The sequence below is a fragment of the Formosa undariae genome (assembly GCF_042427615.1).
GTDB classification, from domain to species: Bacteria; Bacteroidota; Bacteroidia; order Flavobacteriales; family Flavobacteriaceae; genus Formosa; species Formosa undariae.
Map to the genome: position 1 here is coordinate 434,517 of NZ_JBHMEZ010000001.1, position 20,522 is coordinate 455,038.

Consider the following 20,522-nt stretch of genomic DNA (forward strand, 5'->3'; position numbering starts at 1 on the left):
TGAGACCTATTGCGAATTAGAGAAGACGTCACTTTTAAATGATTTAGAACCACTGTCTAAACACCTTTAATGGTTCATTTGAGTTAGTGTTTGCAATTCCAATATTTTACTTAATATCAACGACTTATATAAAACCTATAGACTAAAAAATGTTACGATATATCTATAAGAACAACACCGTATCATAACTTAGTTTTAAAGCGCGAACAACATCTGCTATTTCATCTTCGTTTAAGTGACCAAATCCAAAACGAATAGCGCAGGTATATTTATCCTGATATAGAATAGTTTTCGGAATAAATACATTGTTCAATTCTGCGACTTCAGCAAATTTGGCTAACGAAATTTCAGGTTTAAACTGTAACCAAATCGCTAATCCACCAGAAGGTATTTCCCAATGAATTGCATCTTTAAATGCAATAGATAAATGATGTATTAAACAATCCCGTCTCTGTTTATAAATTAAAATGTTCTTTTTAACAAGCCGATTAATCTCGCCTTCAGAAATCAATTCGGATAGCATCTGTTCCTGAATTAAATCCCCTTGTTGGTCCAACAATTGCAGATAATTTTTTGCTTCAGAAATTAAATTCTCAGGAGCAACAACAAAACCAGTCTGAAAACTAGGAAACAAAGATTGTCCCAACTTACCTAAATAAATTACTAGTCCGTTAGCATCTGAACTTGCTAAAGGCAACATAGCCGAACCTTCGAACTGAAAATCGTAATCAAAGTCGTCTTCAATAATGGCGAACTTATATAATTTAGCCAATTTCATTAATTCTAATCGTCGCTGTGCACTTAAGGTTATTGTAGTAGGATAATCGCGATGCGCACATATATAAACGCACCTAATTCGTCCCTTTACAAAATGATTTTTAATATAATTCACATCTAACCCATCTTCGTCAACAGGCACCGTTCTTATGGATGCTCCGGCTTGTTGAAAAATCATATTTGCTGAATAATTACTTAAATTACCAACCAAAACGACGTCATTTTGTTTAATCAATAATTGAGAAACTATATACAGACTCATTTCTGTGCTACGCGTACTTATTAAGTTATTTGGCTTTATATGAAAACCCCGAGTCGCATTTAAATAATTACACAGCTGATTTTCGAATACAGAATACGAACCATCTCCGGTACGATTCCATTTTTTTATTAACGGTTTGCGCTTCATCGCAGCACTATACCACCTCGAGAACTGATGTGTAGGATGCAATCGTAAATCCGGTTTTCCGTCGTTAATAACATATTCTGCTTTCGTTGCCTGAGTTGTAGATGCTAAATGCATAGAGTTCTGAAAAGGAAAACCTGTAGTTTCCGAATAGGAATAGGCCTGATTATACGGATAAGCCGACGCTTTAATTGTAGCCGTTTTTTGCTCCGGAACCAAAACAAACGTTCCTTTATTGGGAATAATTTCTACCCAACCCTGAGAAGCCAACTCATCGTAAATAGCAACAGCAGTATTTCTATGAATGTCCAACAAATTGCTTAATACCCGAGTTCCCGGCAATACAGTTCCTCTTAATAAATAACCCCGTTGGATTAAGTTTGCGATCTGTTCTGAAACCTGAATATAGATAGATTTTGACTTCGTTTTATCGAAATCAATTAACTTTTTAAGAAGGGCATCAACCGGACTATTCATTGTTTTATAACTGGACTATTTTAATAGTCCGTAAAGTTACGACTTTTGTATCGTATTTAAATTTTTAACATGACACCAACCAAAGTAATTACAGTGCTAAGCATTTTAACTTCAGCTTTAGCATTTGCACAAGAACCTGTAACAGAGGAACAACTAGAAGAGGTGATAGTCACTTCTAGCAGAATTGAACTTCCATTTTCTAAGAATTCCAGATCTATAAACATTATAACGTCTGAAGTGATTAAAGCTTCAGCAGCCACTAATGTTGCCGATTTATTACAGCAAGTAGCTGGTGTAGATATCAGACGTCGCGGAAGCGCAGGAATGCAAGCCGACTTATATATTCGCGGAGGAAGTTTTGACCAAACATTATTACTTATTGATGGTATAAAAGTAGACGATGCACAGACAGGTCACCATACCATGAATATGGCTTTGCCAATAGAAGTTATTGAGCGCATAGAAATTATTTCGGGTCCAGCAGCCCGAGTTTTTGGACAAAACGCCTTTACGGGTGCAGTAAATATTGTTACTAAAAAACATACCGAAGACATCGTAACTTTAGATACTTCTGCAGGTTCATTTCACACACTAAACGCGGCTGTTACCGCCGGAGTTAATTTAGAAGACTCTAATCATATTGTGCATGTGTCGAGAAATACCTCTGAAGGTTATAGACATAATACAGATTACGATAATCAGAATTACTTTGTAAAGAGCACCTTTAATAAAAACAAGTTACCAATTACATTATTGACCGCTTTTTCTGAGCGCAATTATGGAGCAAACGGTTTCTACTCTACGCCATCGGCTACTGAACAATACGAGGAAACGCAAACGAGTTTAGTAGGTGTTTCCACTAAAATAAAAAGTAACGATTGGATAATAAAGCCTCAATTATACTGGAGACGAAATCAGGATATGTATTTGTACGACCGCAACAATCCAACGGGCTATAGAAATCTGCATATAACGAATAAAGTTGGCGCACAAGTGAACGCATCTTACACGTCTAACCTAGGAATTACTGGTTTTGGAGTAGATGCTGCACAAGTATATTTAGCGAGTAATAATTTAGGGGATAGAGATCGTTTAATGACCACTTTATTTTTGGAACATAGATTTAAGTTTTTGAACGAACGATTAGATGTTACTCCTGGTGTTGCAGTTACCTATTACTCCGACTTTAAATGGCATGCATTTCCAGGGATGGACGTCGGTTACGAATTAAGCAACCATTTTAAACTATACGGAAATGTTGGTTACACTTATCGAATCCCTACTTATACCGATCTATATTATAGCGATCCCACCACGCTTGGAAATACCAACTTAAATCCAGAGGAAGCCATTGCAGAGGAACTAGGAATAAAATTCAATAAAAATAATTTCAGTGCTTCTATCGCCTTTTTTAATAGAGATTCTAGAGATTTAATCGATTATGTAAAAGATAATGAAGAAGATCTTTGGGAAGCTACAAACATAGCAGAAGTGAATACCAAAGGAATTGACGTATATGCGAATTACAACTTTGAAATCGGAGAATATACCCAAGGTTTAAATGCGTCCTATACTTATATCGATGATGAAATTCAACAAACAAATACCAACTTTTCAAAATATTCCATCAACTCTTTAAATCATCATTTCATTACACGTTTTACATCTCAATTTATAAATAACCTGTCACAATCTGTTATTTATAAATATGCTGAAAGAACTTCTGGAGAAAGTTATTCTGTGGTAGATGCAAGCATAAACTATACCTTCAGTGCTTTTGACTTTTCTGTTATTGCAAGCAATATTTTTAATACTGAATATACAGAAACGAACTTAGTGCCAATGCCTAAGGGAAACATACTGTTTGGATTAAAGTATACATTTAAATAGGACTTTTTTGGAATAAACCTGATACTAAAATAGATATTATGAGTACCATAAAACATAATTGGACCAAAGCAGAGATACTAGAAATTTACAATACTCCGCTTATGGAACTTCTGTATCGAGCGGCTACGATTCACCGAAAGTATCACGATCCAAATACAGTTCAGGTATCAACGCTATTATCTATAAAAACCGGAGGTTGCCCAGAAGATTGTGGTTATTGTCCTCAAGCTGCACGGTATCACACCGATATTAAAGGTAACGATTTAATGACCGTGCAACAGGTAAAAGCACAAGCTTTACGCGCAAAATCTACCGGAAGTTCCCGTGTTTGTATGGGTGCTGCTTGGCGAAATGTAAAAGATGGCAAAGAATTCGATCAGGTTTTAGAAATGGTTAGAACCATAAATAAACTCGACATGGAGGTGTGTTGTACGTTGGGAATGGTGACAGAAAACCAAGCCAAACGTCTTGCCGAAGCCGGTTTGTATGCTTACAACCATAATTTGGATTCGTCTGAAGAGTATTACAAAGAAGTGATTTCCACACGTGGGTATCAAGACCGCTTAGACACGATAAGCAATGTTCGGAAAACCAATGTAACTGTTTGTTCTGGCGGTATTATAGGAATGGGTGAAACTATTGAAGACAGAGCAGGTATGTTAGTCGCGTTATCTACTTTAAATCCACAACCAGAATCTACACCAATAAATGCCTTAGTTGCTGTGGAAGGAACACCTTTAGAAAATGAAAAACCAGTAGAAATCTGGGATATGATTAGGATGGTTGCCACTACACGCATAGTAATGCCAGAGACACAGGTTCGATTAAGTGCAGGAAGAACTCAGATGTCTCGCGAAGGCCAGGCAATGTGTTTCTTTGCTGGAGCGAATTCTATTTTTGCTGGAGATAAATTGTTAACGACACCAAATCCAGATGTAAACGAAGACTTAAAAATGTTTGAATTACTCGGATTAAATCCCCAGAAACCTTTTACTAAGAAATCGCAACCCAACACAGTTGAAGCAAAAGAATCTAAAATAAAAAGCTTAAACGAAAAACCAAAATGGTCTAGACCGGAGCATAAAATTAAAGGTAACAAGGAGACTAAATTAAATTCTAAAGCCTCTAAATAATCACTTTACAACAATAAAATCAATATAAATCACTGCCGATTTACACATAATCAACAAATATATATTAACGTTTTTATTAACTTGCAGCTTTAAGCTTTTATCCTATTGAAATTAAATCTTCAAGACATACCACGCGTTAAAACCATTACAAAAGAGGATTTTATAACGCAGTTTTTTAAACCACAGAAACCTGTAGTTATTGAGCATTTTATAGACGATTGGCCTGCATATTCTAAATGGAGTTTAGACTATATAAAATCTGTTGCGGGAGATAAAACGGTACCTCTTTACGACGACAGACCTGTAAATTTTAAAGATGGATTTAACCAAGCTCATTCTAAAATGAAAATGAGTGAATATATCGACCTGCTAAAGCGAGAACCAACTAAATTCAGAATTTTTCTTTGGAATATTTTAAAAGAAGTCCCGATACTTCAAAAGGATTTTACATTTCCAGATTTTGGATTACGCTTAATGAAAGGCTTTCCAATGCTTTTCTTTGGCGGGACAGATTCATTTACATTTATGCATTATGACATCGATTTGGCTAATATTTTTCATTTTCATTTTGAAGGAAAAAAGAAAGTTATTTTGTTCGATCAAGACCAGAATAAATATTTGTACAAAGTTCCATATGCCTTAATTACGCAGGAAGATATCGATTTTAATAATCCTGATTTAGATAAATGGCCGGCTTTAAAAAAAGCTAAAGGATATAAAACCGAATTAAACCACGGAGAAGTATTATATATGCCCGAAGGCTATTGGCATTATATGCGATACCTTACTCCCGGATTTTCCATGAGTCTTCGTGCCGTTGCTAGACAACCTAAAAACTTAGGCAAAGCCATTTACAACGTATTTATTATGAGAAACTTCGATAATTTAATGCGAAGAATTAAAGGGCAGGGCTGGATAGATTGGAAAAACAAACAAGCCATATTAAGAACTTCAAAATTTAATTCTTAAGTTTCCGTTTAAAACTTATATTTGCCTCAAAATAATAAACTCATGAAAAATCTACTTATTATCGCATGTCTATGCGTAGTTTCATTTGCAAATGCACAAGCTTTTAAAGGAAAAGGTGATCAGAAGTTTCAAATCGGAGCAAGTTTTCAGGACAATGGAACTGGAATAACTGGAACTTACGATTTAGGTATGGGCGAAAATATTTCGTTTGGTGTGGCAACCACATACTTATTAGGTGTAAGTAATGATTTGGATGCCGATTTTGGTGAACGTTTCGATATTAAAGCACGTTTTAATGCTAATTTATCATCTGTAATCGGAGTAGATGAATTCGACTTATATCCTGGATTAAATTTTAGTATGAATAATTTTGGGGCGCATGTTGGAGCACGATATTTCTTTTCTGAAGGTTTTGGAGTATATTCTGAAATCAATTTCCCAATTGCTAAATATGACACTGGTAATCTAACTTTAGAGGAAAAACTAAACAATCAATTTGTATTTAATATAGGAGCTTCTTTTAATATATAAGTTGTATATTTTTAAAATACCTAAGGAGTTTCAATAAATTTTGAAGCTCCTTTTTTTATTTAATTAAAGCATTAACCTTTTCGTAAACCATTGGCGATTCCCAACCGCGATACAATAAATAATCTGCCAATTTTTTCTTCTTCTTATATTTATTTGATTCTTTAATCGTTTCACATTTATGTTCTGCCAAAGCATCAAACACACCATAATAATCTAAAGCATCTAATTCCTTAAGACCTGATTGTATATTAAACTTACTAATTTGCCTGCGTTTTAATTCCATTGTCAGACGATTTCTACCCCAATTTTTAAACTTAAACTTACCGCGAACATAAGCCTTCGCAAAACGCTCTTCATTTAAAAAATTATGAGTCAATAAATGCACAATTACAGCATCTATAGCATCAGGTATCATACGCATACTTCTTAATTTTTCCTGTACTTCCTTATGGCAACGCTCTTGGTAAGCACAATAATATTCCAAGGCTCGCTTGGCTTCTTCGACTGTATACGTTTTATGAGTATCCATACTTGAATTTTAAAAATATTACGTAATTACTTGATTTTCAGTGTATTTTATTTTATATTTAGATTCCTATCCCTAAGGATTCAAATATACGTTACCACGATGAAACAAAGATATACTACTACAATAGTATTATTTTTATCCGTGATATCTTTAGGATTTTCCCAATGTTTATCAGATAATTTTAATACAAGCTATGGAAATTGGACCGCTTCGGACACCTACCTATCATCTACTCCTGGAAATGAAGGAGATGGTGTTGGGTTTAATGATGTAAACGACTTTATCGTTACAACGGTAGCAATAACAAATCCAGAAAGCATACAATTTAGTTTAGCACGATCTTCTGTTTCTGACCAGAGAACACTAAGCATTCAATATAGCACTGCGACATCAGGACCGTGGACAGAAGCAGAAAACATAACTGTGGGACAAACCACAGAAACGCATCAATTATTCGCCATCAATTTAAATTTAACCGGCGATTATTATATCCAAGTTATTATGACCTATAGAGCTGGTGGCTCTTACTATTTAGACGATATTTCCATATTTTGTGGTGGTGCAAACGCCCCTGAAATACAGTTATTAGATGAATTTGGAAACCTTCAAAATTGCGCATTTACACAAGATTTTGAAAGCACTGCTATTAATGCAACTACAGAAAAAACGGTTACCATAAAAAACACTGGAGATGTCGATTTAAATATTTCTAATATAACCACAACCTCTAATTTTTCTATAACAGGACCAACATTTCCTCTTACCATTTTACCTAATGCAGAGACCCTACTAACCATTGCTTTTAATCCTATCGCTTCCGGAAATAGCAATGGGACTTTACACATTATAAATTCGGATTCAAATGAAAATGACTGTACGATTTTACTAACTGGCCAAGCCTTTACTCCCGCTCCAGAAATTGATGTAGAGCGCAATACCGAAGCCTCAATTCCGAATGGTTCAGAATCCAGTACCGGATACAATACTGTTTTTGCTTCCACTATTGTTGGAGCAACAACGGTTTCTAAATTGTATTATATTCATAACGAGGGACAGTTAGATTTACTTATTTCAGACATCACATCTTCCAATCCAACAGAATTTCAAATTGTATTAAACCCAAGTAACTCTACAATTCCAAATCAAACTAAAATCCCATTCGAAATTCAATTTTCACCTTTGACATCTGGCATTCGCACTTCTATTATTACTATTGCAAATAATGATGCAGACGAAAATCCTTATACTTTTGAAGTTCAAGGCACAGGAAAATGTTCTGTTGCACCACTTTTAGCGCAACCAAGCAGTGGCCCACCCGGAACGATTGTCACCATTACAGATTCTAATTTCGGAACGGGAACTACGGCAAACCTCAATGGCATTTTAGCAGAAATCAATCTTATTTCAGACATTAAAATTGAAGTTACTATACCAGAAAACGCGACTTCCGGAACCCTTAATATAACTAACGATTTGGGATGCAGTAACGCAACAAATTTCAACCTTATTGCTATGAGGGCTATCGATTGCGACGGGAACAATAGCAACACTCCAACCAATCTCTTTATTAGTGAAATTACCGACCATCCTAGCGGATCTCATTCCTATATTGAAATTTATAATGGTACAGGTACCGCTGTAAATATTGAAGATTACAGTATCGAAATACATTATAACGGAACCACCATTCGTACCATTCCGTTTGAAGAAGCTACTTTAAATAACCAAGATGTTTTTGTAATTGCTTTTGGTGCGGGAGATGCCGAAAATTCCAATGCTACTCATGGTTACGATCAGGTAAGTACGCTAGTTGGAATTAACTACAACGATAACATTCGCTTACTATACAATGGAAATTGGATAGATTTATGGGGTGATGTTTCGGGATCACCCTTTACAATTTCTCAAAAAGGATATACGTATAGACGAAAAAATAATATTTTAAACACTCCAAGCACAACATGGAATCAGGACGACTGGGAAGCTTTCCAAACTGTTGATTATACAGATATAGGCACTTATAATTTTTCCTCTGGAATTCCTCCACAAATTCTAACCCAACCTACAAATAATAGTATGGGTTGTAGTTTATATGTTCAATTCTCGACAGTCGCGGAAGAAGGCTTTATTGGACAAAAACAATTACAATATCAATGGTTTTTTAATGCTCCCGAAACCGATATTTGGACGGAAGTCATTGACGACCTTAATCACGATGACACGCAAACAGCAACATTAAAAATCTTAAATACAGTTGAAACCGACGGCAACCAATATTATTGCAGAATATTAGAAGATTCTAATTTATGCTATACAGCGACTGCTACGGTAAAAGTTTCTATTAATGAAAGTATTTGGACAAATACCGGTTGGCAGGATAATATAGGACCCTCCGTAAATTCTTTCACGGTACTAAATCATGATTATAACACGGTAACACATGGAAACATGACCACATGTGGCTTGTATATACCTTTAGGAAAGTCATTAATTATAGATAGTGAATCTTATGCAAAGGTGATTGACAAATTACATGTTGAAGGAGAATTAATTGTTAAAAACAAAGGCTCTTTTGTTCAGGAAAATGATTCCGAAATTATAAATTCTGGTATAATTACTGTTGAAAAAGAAACTGCAGTTTTAAACGCTTGGTACGAATACACATACTGGAGTTCTCCTGTTTCCAATGAGACATTCGACCCCGTTTTTAATAATTCACAACGGTTATACTGGTATAACTCTTTAAATTTTGTCGACATTTATAAAGAAGAAAACAACAATAATGCCCAAGCACTTGGCCAAGATGATGTAGACGACAACGCAAACGATTGGCAAGCGATTGGGGACAATACAGAAATAAAAAGGACCGATAATTTAATTCCAGGAGTTGCCTATGCGGCTACACACTCTGAATTAAATTTTACGCCTGGAGCAAAATACACCTATTCCTTTTCAGGAAATTTCAACAACGGTACGATACTAACTCCTGTAGAAAGAAATGATGAATCACACTTAGATACCAATTTTAATTTAATAGGAAACCCCTACCCTTCCGCTATAGATGTTACCGCTTTTTTCCAGGCCAATGTACACTCCATTAATGCCAACGGGACTCTAGAAGGCGCCATTTATTTATGGTCTCATGACACCCCGCCATCTGATACATTTAATGGTAATGATGTCTATAATTTCAGCCCTTCGGATTACGCTATAATTAATGGTTCCGGATCGGTTGCTGCTCAAGAAGGCACGGGGACAAAACCAGATAATTTTATTCCGTCTTGCCAAGGGTTTTTTATTCAATTCTCAGACAATTATCCAACGCCTACTGGTCATGTTATTTTTAATAACGACATGCGGGTAACAGATAAAAACGCTCAGTTTTTTAGAACCTCAGAATCTAATAAATTATGGATTAATTTAACTTCAGATAACGGTGTTTTCAGTCAGACTTTAGTTAGTTATATTTCTGGAGCAAAAGATGAATACGATGGTAGTTTTTATGATGTAGACACGCAAATTGCTAAAGATGTTCCTGCAAAACTGTATTCAACAATGCCGAATTCGGACAAAAAATTCATTATTCAAGGAAAAGCTCTACAGAGTATTAATGCCGACGAAAAAATTAATTTAGGATTACATCTATCTATTAAAGTGCCGACAATCTACAAAATATCTTTGGATGATTTTGAAGGTGAATTCTTAACTCAAAACGAACTATTCTTAGAAGATACTTTTTTAAATACATACCATGATTTAAAAACATCTTCCTATACGTTTACATCAGAACCAGGAACATTTAATAATCGGTTTAATCTAACTTTTAAATCACATTCATTAAACATTGAAACATTTGATAAGGCTTCACAATTTCAAATCATTCAATTGCCGACCAATGATATTATTTTCAATTTAGATTCAGAACACATTCAAATGCAAAGTATCGAAATCTACAATATACTAGGTCAGAAAATTCACCATTTAAAACCTCACACAAATCGTGATGTTTTAAGCGCCATTTCCTTACATCATGGTACCTATATCGCTTCTGTAAGCTGTAGTAATTCAGTTCAATTTAAAAGAAAATTCATTAAAAAATATTGACCCTTTATAATGCATATTTCACTGCCAAAATTAAGTTTCTACCTGCACCAGAAATTCCTGAAGAATAAGGTCGATACCGTTGATCTGTGAGGTTTTCTAAACTCGCAATTAAGGTAAGATCTGGATTGCATTTATATTGTGTACGTAAGTTAAAAGTGTACCAAGACGGCGTATACGGATTTCCATCTTCATCGGCGGCATACATATAATCTTTACTCTGTTCTGAAGGTGCTAAATCGTTATAAGACATTTCATCATTATACATCGCATATGCATCTATGGTTAATTTTTTATTCTGCCATGTAAGATGTGTATTTCCAAAATCTGGAGCCGCATGTCTTAAAGGTAACTTCTCGTCATCCTCCAATTCATAACCACCAATAACATTATATTGAGATGTTAATTTTAAAGCTTTAGTAAAGTGAATCTGAATTCCCACTTCGAAACCATAAATACGAGCTTCTGCAGCATTCTGCATAGATTGCACACGACTATACTCTCCGTTATAATCGATGTAAGAATTGCCATCTAACTCAGAATCTCTACGTACCAACGCATCGTCTAAAAACGTATAATATGTTGCAGCATCTATAATAACCTTATCTTCAAAATTTAAACGCACTCCTAAATCCCCAGTATAGGCGTACTCAGGGCTTATGTCATTATTTGGAACAACTACAGCTCCAGGCTCGGAATCGAAAACTTTACCAACATCGTCGATATTTGGCGCTCTAAAAGCTGTCGAAAAATTTAATTTCCATTGAATTATTTCGGCAGGAATCCAACTAACCCCAGCCGTCCCTGTTAATGCACCTGTATTCACATCTGACGTTTCAAATGGTAAGTTTAAAAACACATTATTTTCTTTAAAATCTGCATGAGCTAAAACATGATTATAACGTAATCCCGTTTGCAAAACAAATTGAGAACTAGGTTTATATTTAAAATTTGTATACACAGACATCGAAGACCAATCGGAATTATTTGGATACCTAGATAGCGCTGTTATAGTAGTATTGTCGTCTATATTCTCTTGCTCTCCAAAGGAGTTAACTTTATTAAAAACATACTCTACACCATAAAACAATTGCGTCTTTAAACTAAGTTGCTTCTCGAAATCTATATTTGCAGAAATAGCATCTACGTCTTCATTTGTAGAATTTCGAAGTGGCGACTGGTAATCTCTATCAATTCTACTTTCTTGAAAATTCTGATAAGCTACATTCGCTTGAAATTTATCAAAAAACACAGAATGACTACTTAATTTAGTGACTTGTAAATTAGACATAAACCAACGTTGTGGCCCATAATTCCATTCTGCCGAACGCAATTCATCTCCTTTATATCGGATTAACCTGTCGTATCTTGAATAATCTGAAGTTGTAGAGTAATACAATCCTAGATCGAAATTTAAATCGTTTCCTGGCTCGAATCGAACCTTTTGCATAAGGTTAATTTGATCGTATCCTGTTGGGACTTGAACCTTAGGGTTTGGATTCTCAACAATATTATCTATCCCATTTTCTGTAACCACATATTCTGGTCTTAAATAATCGTCTGGACCATGACTCCCCATTCTTAGATCGTCGAAATCGGTATAACTCACACTACTTAGAAATGCCCACTTTTTTAATCCGATGTTAAAATCTAAATGCCCCGTTTTTTCATTATTAGCAGTAGCATATCGTGCAACCGCATTTGCCGAGAAATCCATATTATCGGTATAAGACAGTTTTGGTTTTTTAGTATAAAAACTCATAACACCTCCAATGGCATCACTACCATAAACTACCGAACCGGCACCTAAAATTACTTCGGTATGTTCGATAGCAAAGGGGTCTATCGAAATTACATTCTGTACATTTCCTGCTCTAAAAATGGCATTATTCATACGAACGCCATCCACTGTAATTAATAATCTATTAGTAGATAAACCACGAATCATCGGGCTTCCTCCTCCCAACTGACTCTTCTGAATATAAACATTTCCTGTGTTTTCAAGTAAATCTGCGCTAGTTTGCGGATTATCGAACGTAATTGATTCTGCCGAAATTGATGCTATTTTCTGAGGAATATCGCGTTTACCTTGCTCAAATTTGGAAGCTGAAATCACAACCTCATCAAGTCCTTCTGTTAAAGGTTCTAGGGATACACTTAACACTGTTTTTAATTTCATTTTTTCAATAGAAAAATACTGAAATGATAAATGTTTGAAAAATAGTATTTCATTATCTTTAAACTTATCAAGTGATACAACACCATTTAAATCTGATATTTCACTTTGTGATTTATCGGCATTATAAATGACAACACCAGAAATAGATTCGTTATTTTGACTATTTAAAACAGTAATATTTTGGGAAATACTTGAAAGGGAGATAAAGAAAAAAAATGCGAAAAGTAATTTTAAATTCATACAGAATCTTTGGTCGGTTATTAATTGAATACTTGATTAAAAATGGCTAATGATTTTGGTTTTTTAAAGTGACCAAGGTGCAACTCGTAATATAGGAGCAATAGGTCTAAAACCGATTGTCGTTGCTTAGAGCCCATTTTAATTGTTTTTAGGTCATCAAAAAGCATGCCTAATAAGAGCTTAAAAATCTTTAAATCGTCTCCTGTTACAGAATAGATACTTGTAGCATGTTTTTCGAATTGTCCAGTACTTAAATTGAAGTAATTATAATGCATATTCGTAGTATCTGGGAAACAACCAAGAAACGTTGTTAAATGCACCAAAAAAACCAAATGAAAATTCGCTGATTCGGTCGTAGTATCTAAAGTATTTAAAGCCGATTCTATATATTCAAACAACGCTTCGTTTGCTTCTTCCTCTTTTAAAACCATAGCCAAAACATCGGCTATAAACATAACGATAGCACTCTTAACCACCTGTGTATGAAGCGTGCCATACAGAACATTAATTTTCACATCTTTTAATGTCTGTAGTGATCTATTTTGTTTGATATCTGCTTCGATCTGTATTTGAGAAAGCAATTGAAAATAAGCGACTTTAGCATTTCCTTTTTTACTTTTTAATACACCCCGCAATAAGAAACTAACGACACCAAAATCTTTAGCATAACAACGTACAATAAGATCATGTTCACGATACTTTAGTTTAGATAAAACAATGGCAGGAGAAGAATAAAACATTATCGAATTACCATTAATTTAAGCACTTTAGTTTCGAAAGTCTCGGTGTCCGAAAGCATAATTAAATACACTCCAGATCGCACTACATTATTGGCCAAGTTTTTACCATTCCAGAAAGCAGTTCCCCCATCAATTTCCAGATTCGAACCACCAAATCTAGAATTCACATTGGCTTGAGCTTCTGCAACTAAATTCCCTTCAATATCTGTGATTTTTATATTCACACGATCTGTTAATCCTTTAATTTTAACCAGTTCGTCTACTATATTAAATGTTGGACGCACCGGGTTTGGATACACATAAGCATCGTTATAATTGTCCTTAGTTTCTGAGCTTCCTGAATAGAACGCAACTAAACCACTTTCTGTAGCTATAAACACTTTTCCGTTTGAATTATCTATACTAATATCGGATATATTATTTGAAGGAATAGGCGAATTGTCTTTTGTGAAATGATAAATGGCTTCTTGTCCATCTGAAGAAAAATAATAAACACCAGAACCAATGGTTCCAATCCATTTATTATTAGACCCGTCGACTTCTATACTTGAGATGTACTCTTGCGCCAATAACTCTTTCGCAATACCGTCGTCTAGAATGATAATTTCACTGACTTGAACATTAGAATCTGTAAAGAAAGACGACGTATTATAAAGTACCCTTAACCCTCTAGCTGTTCCAATCCACAGTTGGTTACTATTATCCAGAGCAACGGCAGAAACACTCACTGTAGGCATATTTTGGCTTTCTTCATTCAGACTCTTAATTTTAGAAGTTCCTGATTTAAAATCATAACCTATTATTCCGTTTTTAAAACTTCCCACCCAAGCGACCCCGGAGTTATCTATCACGATATCGGAAAAGCCCCATTCCCCACCAAAAGCATCAGTATACAAACCTTCAAAACTATAAGATTTCCATTGGTTCGAATTAGGATCATACGAATTTAACGGACTTTGTACACGACCACTTAAAGTATACAATAAGCCATCGCCATCGAATGTTGAGGCACTAAGTCTAATCTCTGTTGAATTAGGTAATGCAATGGGATCTAAAGTACTGTTCGTCTCATTGAATAACTTAGTAGCAAGATCTGCATCTACCTCTAAAAGACCTTTTTGAAAAGAACTTATAAATACCTGACTAATTTTATTAGGATTAACACTTATAGCATTCAAATTTGTTGTTCCTAAGATACTATCGGTAGGAATATTTTTCCACGCTCCGTTTTTTAAATGGCTAACTCCTCGAGTTTGTATTGGAAATGGATTATAACTTAAAGTATAATCACCATAGGTTACCCAAGCATTATTGTAGCCTGCTTTAACTGAAAACGGAATATTCATTGATGGGCCATCTGGGCGAATTTCTTTAAAAGAAAAAGGATTATCTATTGGAGATTGTAAAACACCTAAACTACTAGAGCCGATGTAAAAACTATCGATCGTAGTAATTGCGGAAGTATAATTAGTACTAAAAGCATCATTTTGACCAACCTCTGCAATAATTCTCAAATCAGCATCGTATAAATACACATGGTTTATTGTTGTAATTACAAGTTCATTATTTGCAGATTTAACATCTAAAGGAGCCGTAGGAAATTGAATTGAACCGTTAATATTTGTACCCGTTACTTTATAAATAAAACGTCCAATATCTACAGCATATACATTATTTGAAACAGCTTCTACAGCTGTAAATTGGCCACTCGAAATTTTAGTCCATTGTTTGTAATCTATTAAATTACTATTACTGAGTTCGGCACGTTTTAATCCTATAAAGTCAAGTCCAGCCGCAAAAATATATCCTTCAGAAACTGTAGTTTGTGTCACTACACTTTGCACTCCAGAATCGCCAATAAAATAGGTATCTCCAAATTCTAAACGATTTAAATTATAGACCGAAATTCCATAATTTGTAGATATATATATTAAACCTTCATTTTCATTAAAATGATTAATCTTCTTGCTTGTTGGTGGAATTGTTGGCTTATCGACAATGTCTACCACGCTTAAAACCTTTGAATCCTCCTCTAAAAAAATTTCAATTAAACCATTCTCGTAACCTATAACCAATGCTTCGAAATCGAGGCTGTAATGAATAGTTGAAATAAGCTCTCCTGAAAGCCCTTGAATAGAGGAAAGTGTACTTGTCTCCTGCGTTAAAATATTGTAAGTAAACACAGCATTTTCCGATGCCGCATAGATTTTACTTTCGCTAGCAGTTACATCTTTAATATTATTGTATGAAAAATGTCCTTCCCAAGAATCGGAAAAATCTTGTGCTACTGAGATTAAAGGGCATAACACCAAGAAAAGGAAAAGAATTCTTTTAAACATAGATGATTTTTATTATTTCAAATATATTTATAAGTAACGAGTTTTATGGTAAAATAATACACTAAAGAAAAAAAGCTTTCCAAATCGGGAAGCTTTTAAAAAATATTATCCTTCAAAATCCATATCATCGCCATCTCCGCCGCCTTCACCGCGTTCTTGACGTTTCTTTTGCTGATTGAAACGGTATGTAAACGCTAAGTTAAACGAACGCTGTCTGCGTTGATATTCACTATCGCTTATATACGTATCTGTTGTAGAAAGCGTTGATCTTTTCATAGAATTGAATACATCGTTTACATTTAAAGTTAAGGATGCATTTTTATTAAAAATCTCCTTACTAAATGCTAAACTACAGTAAAACATACCATCGGTTTTATTTTGTGCATCTTCTTCAGGACCGCGATACATTAAACGTGTTTGCCATTCTACTTCTGCAGGTAAAGTCACTTTATTGTTAAATCTGACAAACCAACTTAAATTATCTGCATCGAAATTAATTCCGTTATAATCGCCGCGAGTAATCGAGTTATAGAAATTAAAGTTCCCATTCATACTCCATTTTTTAGTCGGCTTATAGGTTGTTGTAAATTCAAAACCGTAACGATCGTTTGTCGCCAAATTAATTGGAGAACGCTTAATAACCGGAATTTCCGTTCCTCCAATCACAACCGTTTCTCCTGTCGCTTCACTTATAAATGTGAATACATCTGTAGAGTGCTGATAATAGACAGAACTGTTTAAAGTTACTTTTCCTAATTCGTTTAAGTATCCTAAATCTAAAGCTGAAGAATAACTAGGATCTAAATCTGGATTCCCTTGAAATAAGTTTGTAGAACTACTTCTAGAAGGGAAAGGGTTTATATAACGTGATCTTGGTCTTCGAATCCTTCTATTAAAACCTAACATAACACTTTGGTCTTCGCTAATTTCATACCCTAAATTCACTGTAGGAAAGAAACCTAAATAATCTTTTTTCTCGTAATCATTACTGGTTACTTGATCTATAGTGACACTTGTAGACTCCATTCTTAACCCTAATAAATACGAAAACTTATCTTTTATTTTACTACCATATTGTGTGTAAACAGCATTAATATGTTCTTTGTAAATTAAATTATTACTTACGTCCGTATCTATTACAAACTCATTATTTTCTTTAAAAGCTAAAGTATAATCTGTATCTAAAGTATTGAAATTACCACGGTAACCAAATTCAAACTGACTGTCTTCTCCTAACGGTAATACGTAATCTGCTTGCAACAATAATTCTTCTTGCCCTTCCAAAGTTCTTACAGTCTCGGTATCTAATCCATTCTCGGTAATAAGAGAATTTTCATCTTCTGAGGTATCTTCATATTGAAAATCGAATGTTAACACATGACCAGGAGTATCGAATTGCTTATTGAAATTCAAAGAATACTGCATCGTTTTATCATCTTCGGTTTCAGGATCGAAACGCAACGTTTCATTAAGTATATTTCCTAAATTATCGACTTCAAAGATATTGTTTGTCGTATTCGAACTGTTATCATTATTCTTATAAAACACAGCTCCCGTTACAGACGTATTATCTGTAATATACCATTCTACACCCAAGTTGGTATTGATTCCTTTACTAATGCGATCAAAATCTCTGTACTCGTTTAAATACGTGTCTGGAAGATCGTTTATAATGTTGCCATCATCATCAAACTCATAATTAAAATAATCTGTTTCTGTAGACGATTTTCCTGGTGATTCTCTATAAGAATACCCCGTAGTATTAAAGAAATTAAAATCGCCTGTTCTATAGTTTATATTTCCTGAAACTCCGGCCATATTTGGATACCCACCGTTAGCAGTAATAGAACCATTAAATCCTTGCAACTTACTACGTCTTAAAATAATATTTAAGATTCCTCCCGTTCCTTCTGCGTCATATCTTGCAGATGGAGACGTAATAACCTCAACACGTTCGATAGCATCTGCAGGTAATTGATTAAGTGCTTCTGTAGAATTAAGCCCTACCAAACCAGAAGGTTTACCATTAATAAGAATAGTAACATTATCGTTTCCTCTTAATGCTACGTTCCCTTCTATATCGACAGAAACTGACGGTACATTGTCTAAAACATCGCTTACCGTACCACCACTTACTGTTAAATCCTGACCAACATTATAAATCTTTTTATCAAGTCTGATATCTACCGTAGTTTTTTCGGCAATAATTTCAACCTCAGCCAAAGACTCTGTATCTAGAGCCAAAATAACGGTTCCCAGATTAGTGTTTTTTGATAAATTTTTATTTTGAATCGTTTGCTTTTTGAATGAAATGTACTCGAAAGACACATTATAAACGCCTACAGGAACAGGAATATTAAATTTCCCATCCATATCTGTAATCCCGCCTGTTACTACACTATTATCTTTACTGTTTCTAAAGGCAACTGTAGCGTATTCCAAGGGTTGTTTGGTTTCCTGATCAATAACAACACCTGTTATTTTAACGTCTTTACCTGATTGTGCCTGAATATTAAAGCAAATAACCAAAAAAAGCAGACTAAAAACCACTCGTTTTATCAAATTCATAAATGTATCTTTTAATTAAATAAGACCGCAAAGAACGAATTTGGTTTAGTCAACTTTAGTTAAAAGGTTGTTAAAACAAAAAAAACGGCTATATTTTATATGTTAAACTATAGACGTCATAAGATTATAATATTTTCGTAATGTCTTGAGGAGGTCTACCAATTACAGCTTGATCCCCATTTAAAACTATCGGCCGCTCTATAAGTTTTGGATGCTTAATCATGGCTTCAATAATAGCTTCATCTGTAAGATTTTCATCTCTAAAATTCTCTTTCCAAATCGCTTCATTTTTACGCACCAAATCGATTGGCATAATATCCAATAAGTCGATTATGCGTGTGAGTTCGGCTTTAGTAGGAACATCTTCCAAATACTTTATAATAGTGAAAGGTTTTCCTGAAGCGTTAAGAATATCTAGTGCCTCGCGTGATTTACTACATCTGTTATTGTGATAAATTGTAATCATAATTAATTGCGATTATAAGTTATTAGTATCTTCTGTTTTTTGCCCCATCATCATTAAATAGGCTTTTAAAAAGGCATCGATATTTCCATCCATTACAGCATCGACATTCCCTGTTTCGTGGGCTGTTCTAACATCCTTAACTAATTTATACGGATGCATAACGTAATTACGAATCTGACTTCCCCACTCTATCTTCATCTTTCCTGCTTCAATATCTTCTCGCTGCGCTAATTGTTTTTGTAATTCAATTTCGTACAATTGAGATTTCAACATTTGCATGGCTCTAGATCGGTTATCGTGTTGAGAACGTGTTTCAGAACATTGTATTTGAATACCTGTGGGCTTGTGTAAAAGCTGCACTTTAGTTTCAACTTTATTCACATTTTGTCCACCGGCACCACTAGATCGTGCTGTTGTTATTTCAATATCTGCTGGATTAATATCAATTTCGATCGTATCATCTACAAGCGGATATACGTATACTGAAGCAAAACTTGTATGACGTTTGGCATTACTATCGAATGGAGATATACGCACCAAACGATGCACGCCATTTTCACCTTTTAACCAACCGAAAGCAAAATCGCCTTCAAGCTCTAAAGTCACCGTTTTTATTCCAGCAACATCACCTGCCTGATAGTTTAGCTCTTTAACTTTAAATCCGCTTTTTTCGGCATACATTAAGTACATACGCATTAACATATTCGCCCAATCGCAACTCTCTGTTCCTCCTGCTCCCGCAGTTATCTGTAGCACCGCACTTAAACTATCGCCTTCTTCAGACAACATATTTTTAAATTCGATGTCTTCTAAAAGTGTTTGCGCCTTGTTGTAATGTGTCGTAACCTCTTCTAGCGTCGTATCTCCTTCTTTGTAGAATTCGTACATGACTTCCAAATCGCCAACTAAAGCAGTTGCCGTATTAAAATCTGCTACCCATTTCTTTTTAACACGAAGCGATTTCATAATCACTTCGGCTGCTTTAGAATCGTTCCAAAAATTAGGGTCGAAAGTTTGCTCTTCTTCGTTTTGTATTTCTATGAGTTTGACATCTATGTCAAAGATATTGCCTTAACGACGTAAGGCGATGTGAAAGATCTTTTATTTGATCTAAGGTTATCATATTCTTTTTATTTTACTCAAAAGTACTACACTTTTTTTCAAAAAATAAATCTAA

13 protein-coding genes are annotated in these 20,522 nt (G+C 34.7%); 5 read left to right on the plus strand and 8 right to left on the minus strand.

The window, feature by feature from the left end:
• Nucleotides 1–163: 163 nt before the first annotated feature.
• Nucleotides 164–1,660: an aminotransferase-like domain-containing protein gene (locus tag ACFFVB_RS01920; protein WP_382380604.1), complete on the minus strand. Its 1,497-nt coding sequence runs from the start codon at nucleotides 1,658–1,660 to the stop codon at nucleotides 164–166.
• Nucleotides 1,661–1,729: 69 nt separating this feature from the next.
• Between ACFFVB_RS01920 and ACFFVB_RS01925 the strand changes: the two genes are divergently transcribed.
• From ACFFVB_RS01925 to ACFFVB_RS01940, 4 genes are all read left to right on the plus strand, one after another.
• A complete protein-coding gene (locus ACFFVB_RS01925) occupies nucleotides 1,730–3,550 on the plus strand; it encodes a TonB-dependent receptor plug domain-containing protein (RefSeq protein WP_382380606.1) in 1,821 nt (606 codons plus the stop codon).
• Nucleotides 3,551–3,588: 38 nt separating this feature from the next.
• A complete protein-coding gene (gene bioB / locus ACFFVB_RS01930) occupies nucleotides 3,589–4,683 on the plus strand; it encodes a biotin synthase BioB (protein ID WP_382380608.1) in 1,095 nt (364 codons plus the stop codon).
• 105 nt (nucleotides 4,684–4,788) lie between these two features.
• The gene (locus ACFFVB_RS01935; protein ID WP_382380610.1) at nucleotides 4,789–5,652 is read left to right on the plus strand and encodes a cupin-like domain-containing protein; all 864 of its coding nucleotides are present in this window, start codon (nucleotides 4,789–4,791) and stop codon (nucleotides 5,650–5,652) included.
• 42 nt (nucleotides 5,653–5,694) lie between these two features.
• Nucleotides 5,695–6,183, plus strand: coding sequence for a DUF6646 family protein (locus ACFFVB_RS01940; protein WP_382380612.1), 489 nt, complete (start codon nucleotides 5,695–5,697; stop codon nucleotides 6,181–6,183).
• Between the two features lie 55 nt (nucleotides 6,184–6,238).
• On the opposite strand, the gene ACFFVB_RS01945 is transcribed toward ACFFVB_RS01940, so the two are convergent.
• Complete coding sequence (locus tag ACFFVB_RS01945; protein WP_382380614.1) at nucleotides 6,239–6,712, minus strand: regulatory protein RecX; 474 nt, start codon at nucleotides 6,710–6,712, stop codon at nucleotides 6,239–6,241.
• A 99-nt stretch (nucleotides 6,713–6,811) separates the two neighbouring features.
• On the opposite strand from ACFFVB_RS01945, the gene ACFFVB_RS01950 reads away from it, so the two are divergent.
• The gene (locus tag ACFFVB_RS01950; protein ID WP_382380616.1) at nucleotides 6,812–10,816 is read left to right on the plus strand and encodes a RemA C-terminal-like gliding motility protein; all 4,005 of its coding nucleotides are present in this window, start codon (nucleotides 6,812–6,814) and stop codon (nucleotides 10,814–10,816) included.
• Nucleotides 10,817–10,820: 4 nt separating this feature from the next.
• On the opposite strand, the gene ACFFVB_RS01955 is transcribed toward ACFFVB_RS01950, so the two are convergent.
• From ACFFVB_RS01955 to prfB, 6 genes are all read right to left on the minus strand, one after another.
• Entirely contained in the window at nucleotides 10,821–13,232 is a 2,412-nt protein-coding gene (locus ACFFVB_RS01955) for a TonB-dependent receptor plug domain-containing protein (protein WP_382380618.1), read from the minus strand.
• A gap of 20 nt (nucleotides 13,233–13,252) precedes the next feature.
• Complete coding sequence (gene recO, locus ACFFVB_RS01960; RefSeq protein WP_382380620.1) at nucleotides 13,253–13,972, minus strand: DNA repair protein RecO; 720 nt, start codon at nucleotides 13,970–13,972, stop codon at nucleotides 13,253–13,255.
• Complete coding sequence (gene porZ / locus ACFFVB_RS01965) at nucleotides 13,972–16,311, minus strand: type IX secretion system anionic LPS delivery protein PorZ (protein ID WP_382380622.1); 2,340 nt, start codon at nucleotides 16,309–16,311, stop codon at nucleotides 13,972–13,974. The genes recO and porZ overlap by 1 nt, the downstream gene beginning before the upstream one ends.
• Nucleotides 16,312–16,416: 105 nt before the next feature.
• Entirely contained in the window at nucleotides 16,417–18,879 is a 2,463-nt protein-coding gene (locus tag ACFFVB_RS01970; protein ID WP_382380624.1) for a TonB-dependent receptor, read from the minus strand.
• A 124-nt stretch (nucleotides 18,880–19,003) separates the two neighbouring features.
• On the minus strand, nucleotides 19,004–19,345 hold the full coding sequence (arsC, locus tag ACFFVB_RS01975; protein ID WP_382380626.1) for an arsenate reductase (glutaredoxin): 342 nt from the start codon (nucleotides 19,343–19,345) through the stop codon (nucleotides 19,004–19,006).
• Between the two features lie 12 nt (nucleotides 19,346–19,357).
• Nucleotides 19,358–20,468 (minus strand): peptide chain release factor 2 gene (gene prfB, locus ACFFVB_RS01980; RefSeq protein WP_382380628.1). Its coding sequence is split into 2 segments (ribosomal slippage): nucleotides 19,358–20,404 and nucleotides 20,406–20,468, totalling 1,110 coding nucleotides; the frame shifts between segments, so codons are not numbered across the junction.
• Nucleotides 20,469–20,522 lie beyond the last annotated feature (54 nt).

Bases quoted from the DNA above. Each gene is read 5' to 3' on its own strand.
- ACFFVB_RS01920 (WP_382380604.1), bottom strand. From the start codon at position 1,660: ATGAATAGTCCGGTTGATGCCCTTCTTAAAAAGTTAATTGATTTCGAT.
- ACFFVB_RS01925 (WP_382380606.1), top strand. From the start codon at position 1,730: ATGACACCAACCAAAGTAATTACAGTGCTAAGCATTTTAACTTCAGCT.
- bioB (WP_382380608.1), top strand. From the start codon at position 3,589: ATGAGTACCATAAAACATAATTGGACCAAAGCAGAGATACTAGAAATT.
- ACFFVB_RS01940 (WP_382380612.1), top strand. From the start codon at position 5,695: ATGAAAAATCTACTTATTATCGCATGTCTATGCGTAGTTTCATTTGCA.
- ACFFVB_RS01945 (WP_382380614.1), bottom strand. From the start codon at position 6,712: ATGGATACTCATAAAACGTATACAGTCGAAGAAGCCAAGCGAGCCTTG.
- ACFFVB_RS01950 (WP_382380616.1), top strand. From the start codon at position 6,812: ATGAAACAAAGATATACTACTACAATAGTATTATTTTTATCCGTGATA.
- ACFFVB_RS01955 (WP_382380618.1), bottom strand. From the start codon at position 13,232: ATGAATTTAAAATTACTTTTCGCATTTTTTTTCTTTATCTCCCTTTCA.
- recO (WP_382380620.1), bottom strand. From the start codon at position 13,972: ATGTTTTATTCTTCTCCTGCCATTGTTTTATCTAAACTAAAGTATCGT.
- porZ (WP_382380622.1), bottom strand. From the start codon at position 16,311: ATGTTTAAAAGAATTCTTTTCCTTTTCTTGGTGTTATGCCCTTTAATC.
- ACFFVB_RS01970 (WP_382380624.1), bottom strand. From the start codon at position 18,879: ATGAATTTGATAAAACGAGTGGTTTTTAGTCTGCTTTTTTTGGTTATT.
- arsC (WP_382380626.1), bottom strand. From the start codon at position 19,345: ATGATTACAATTTATCACAATAACAGATGTAGTAAATCACGCGAGGCA.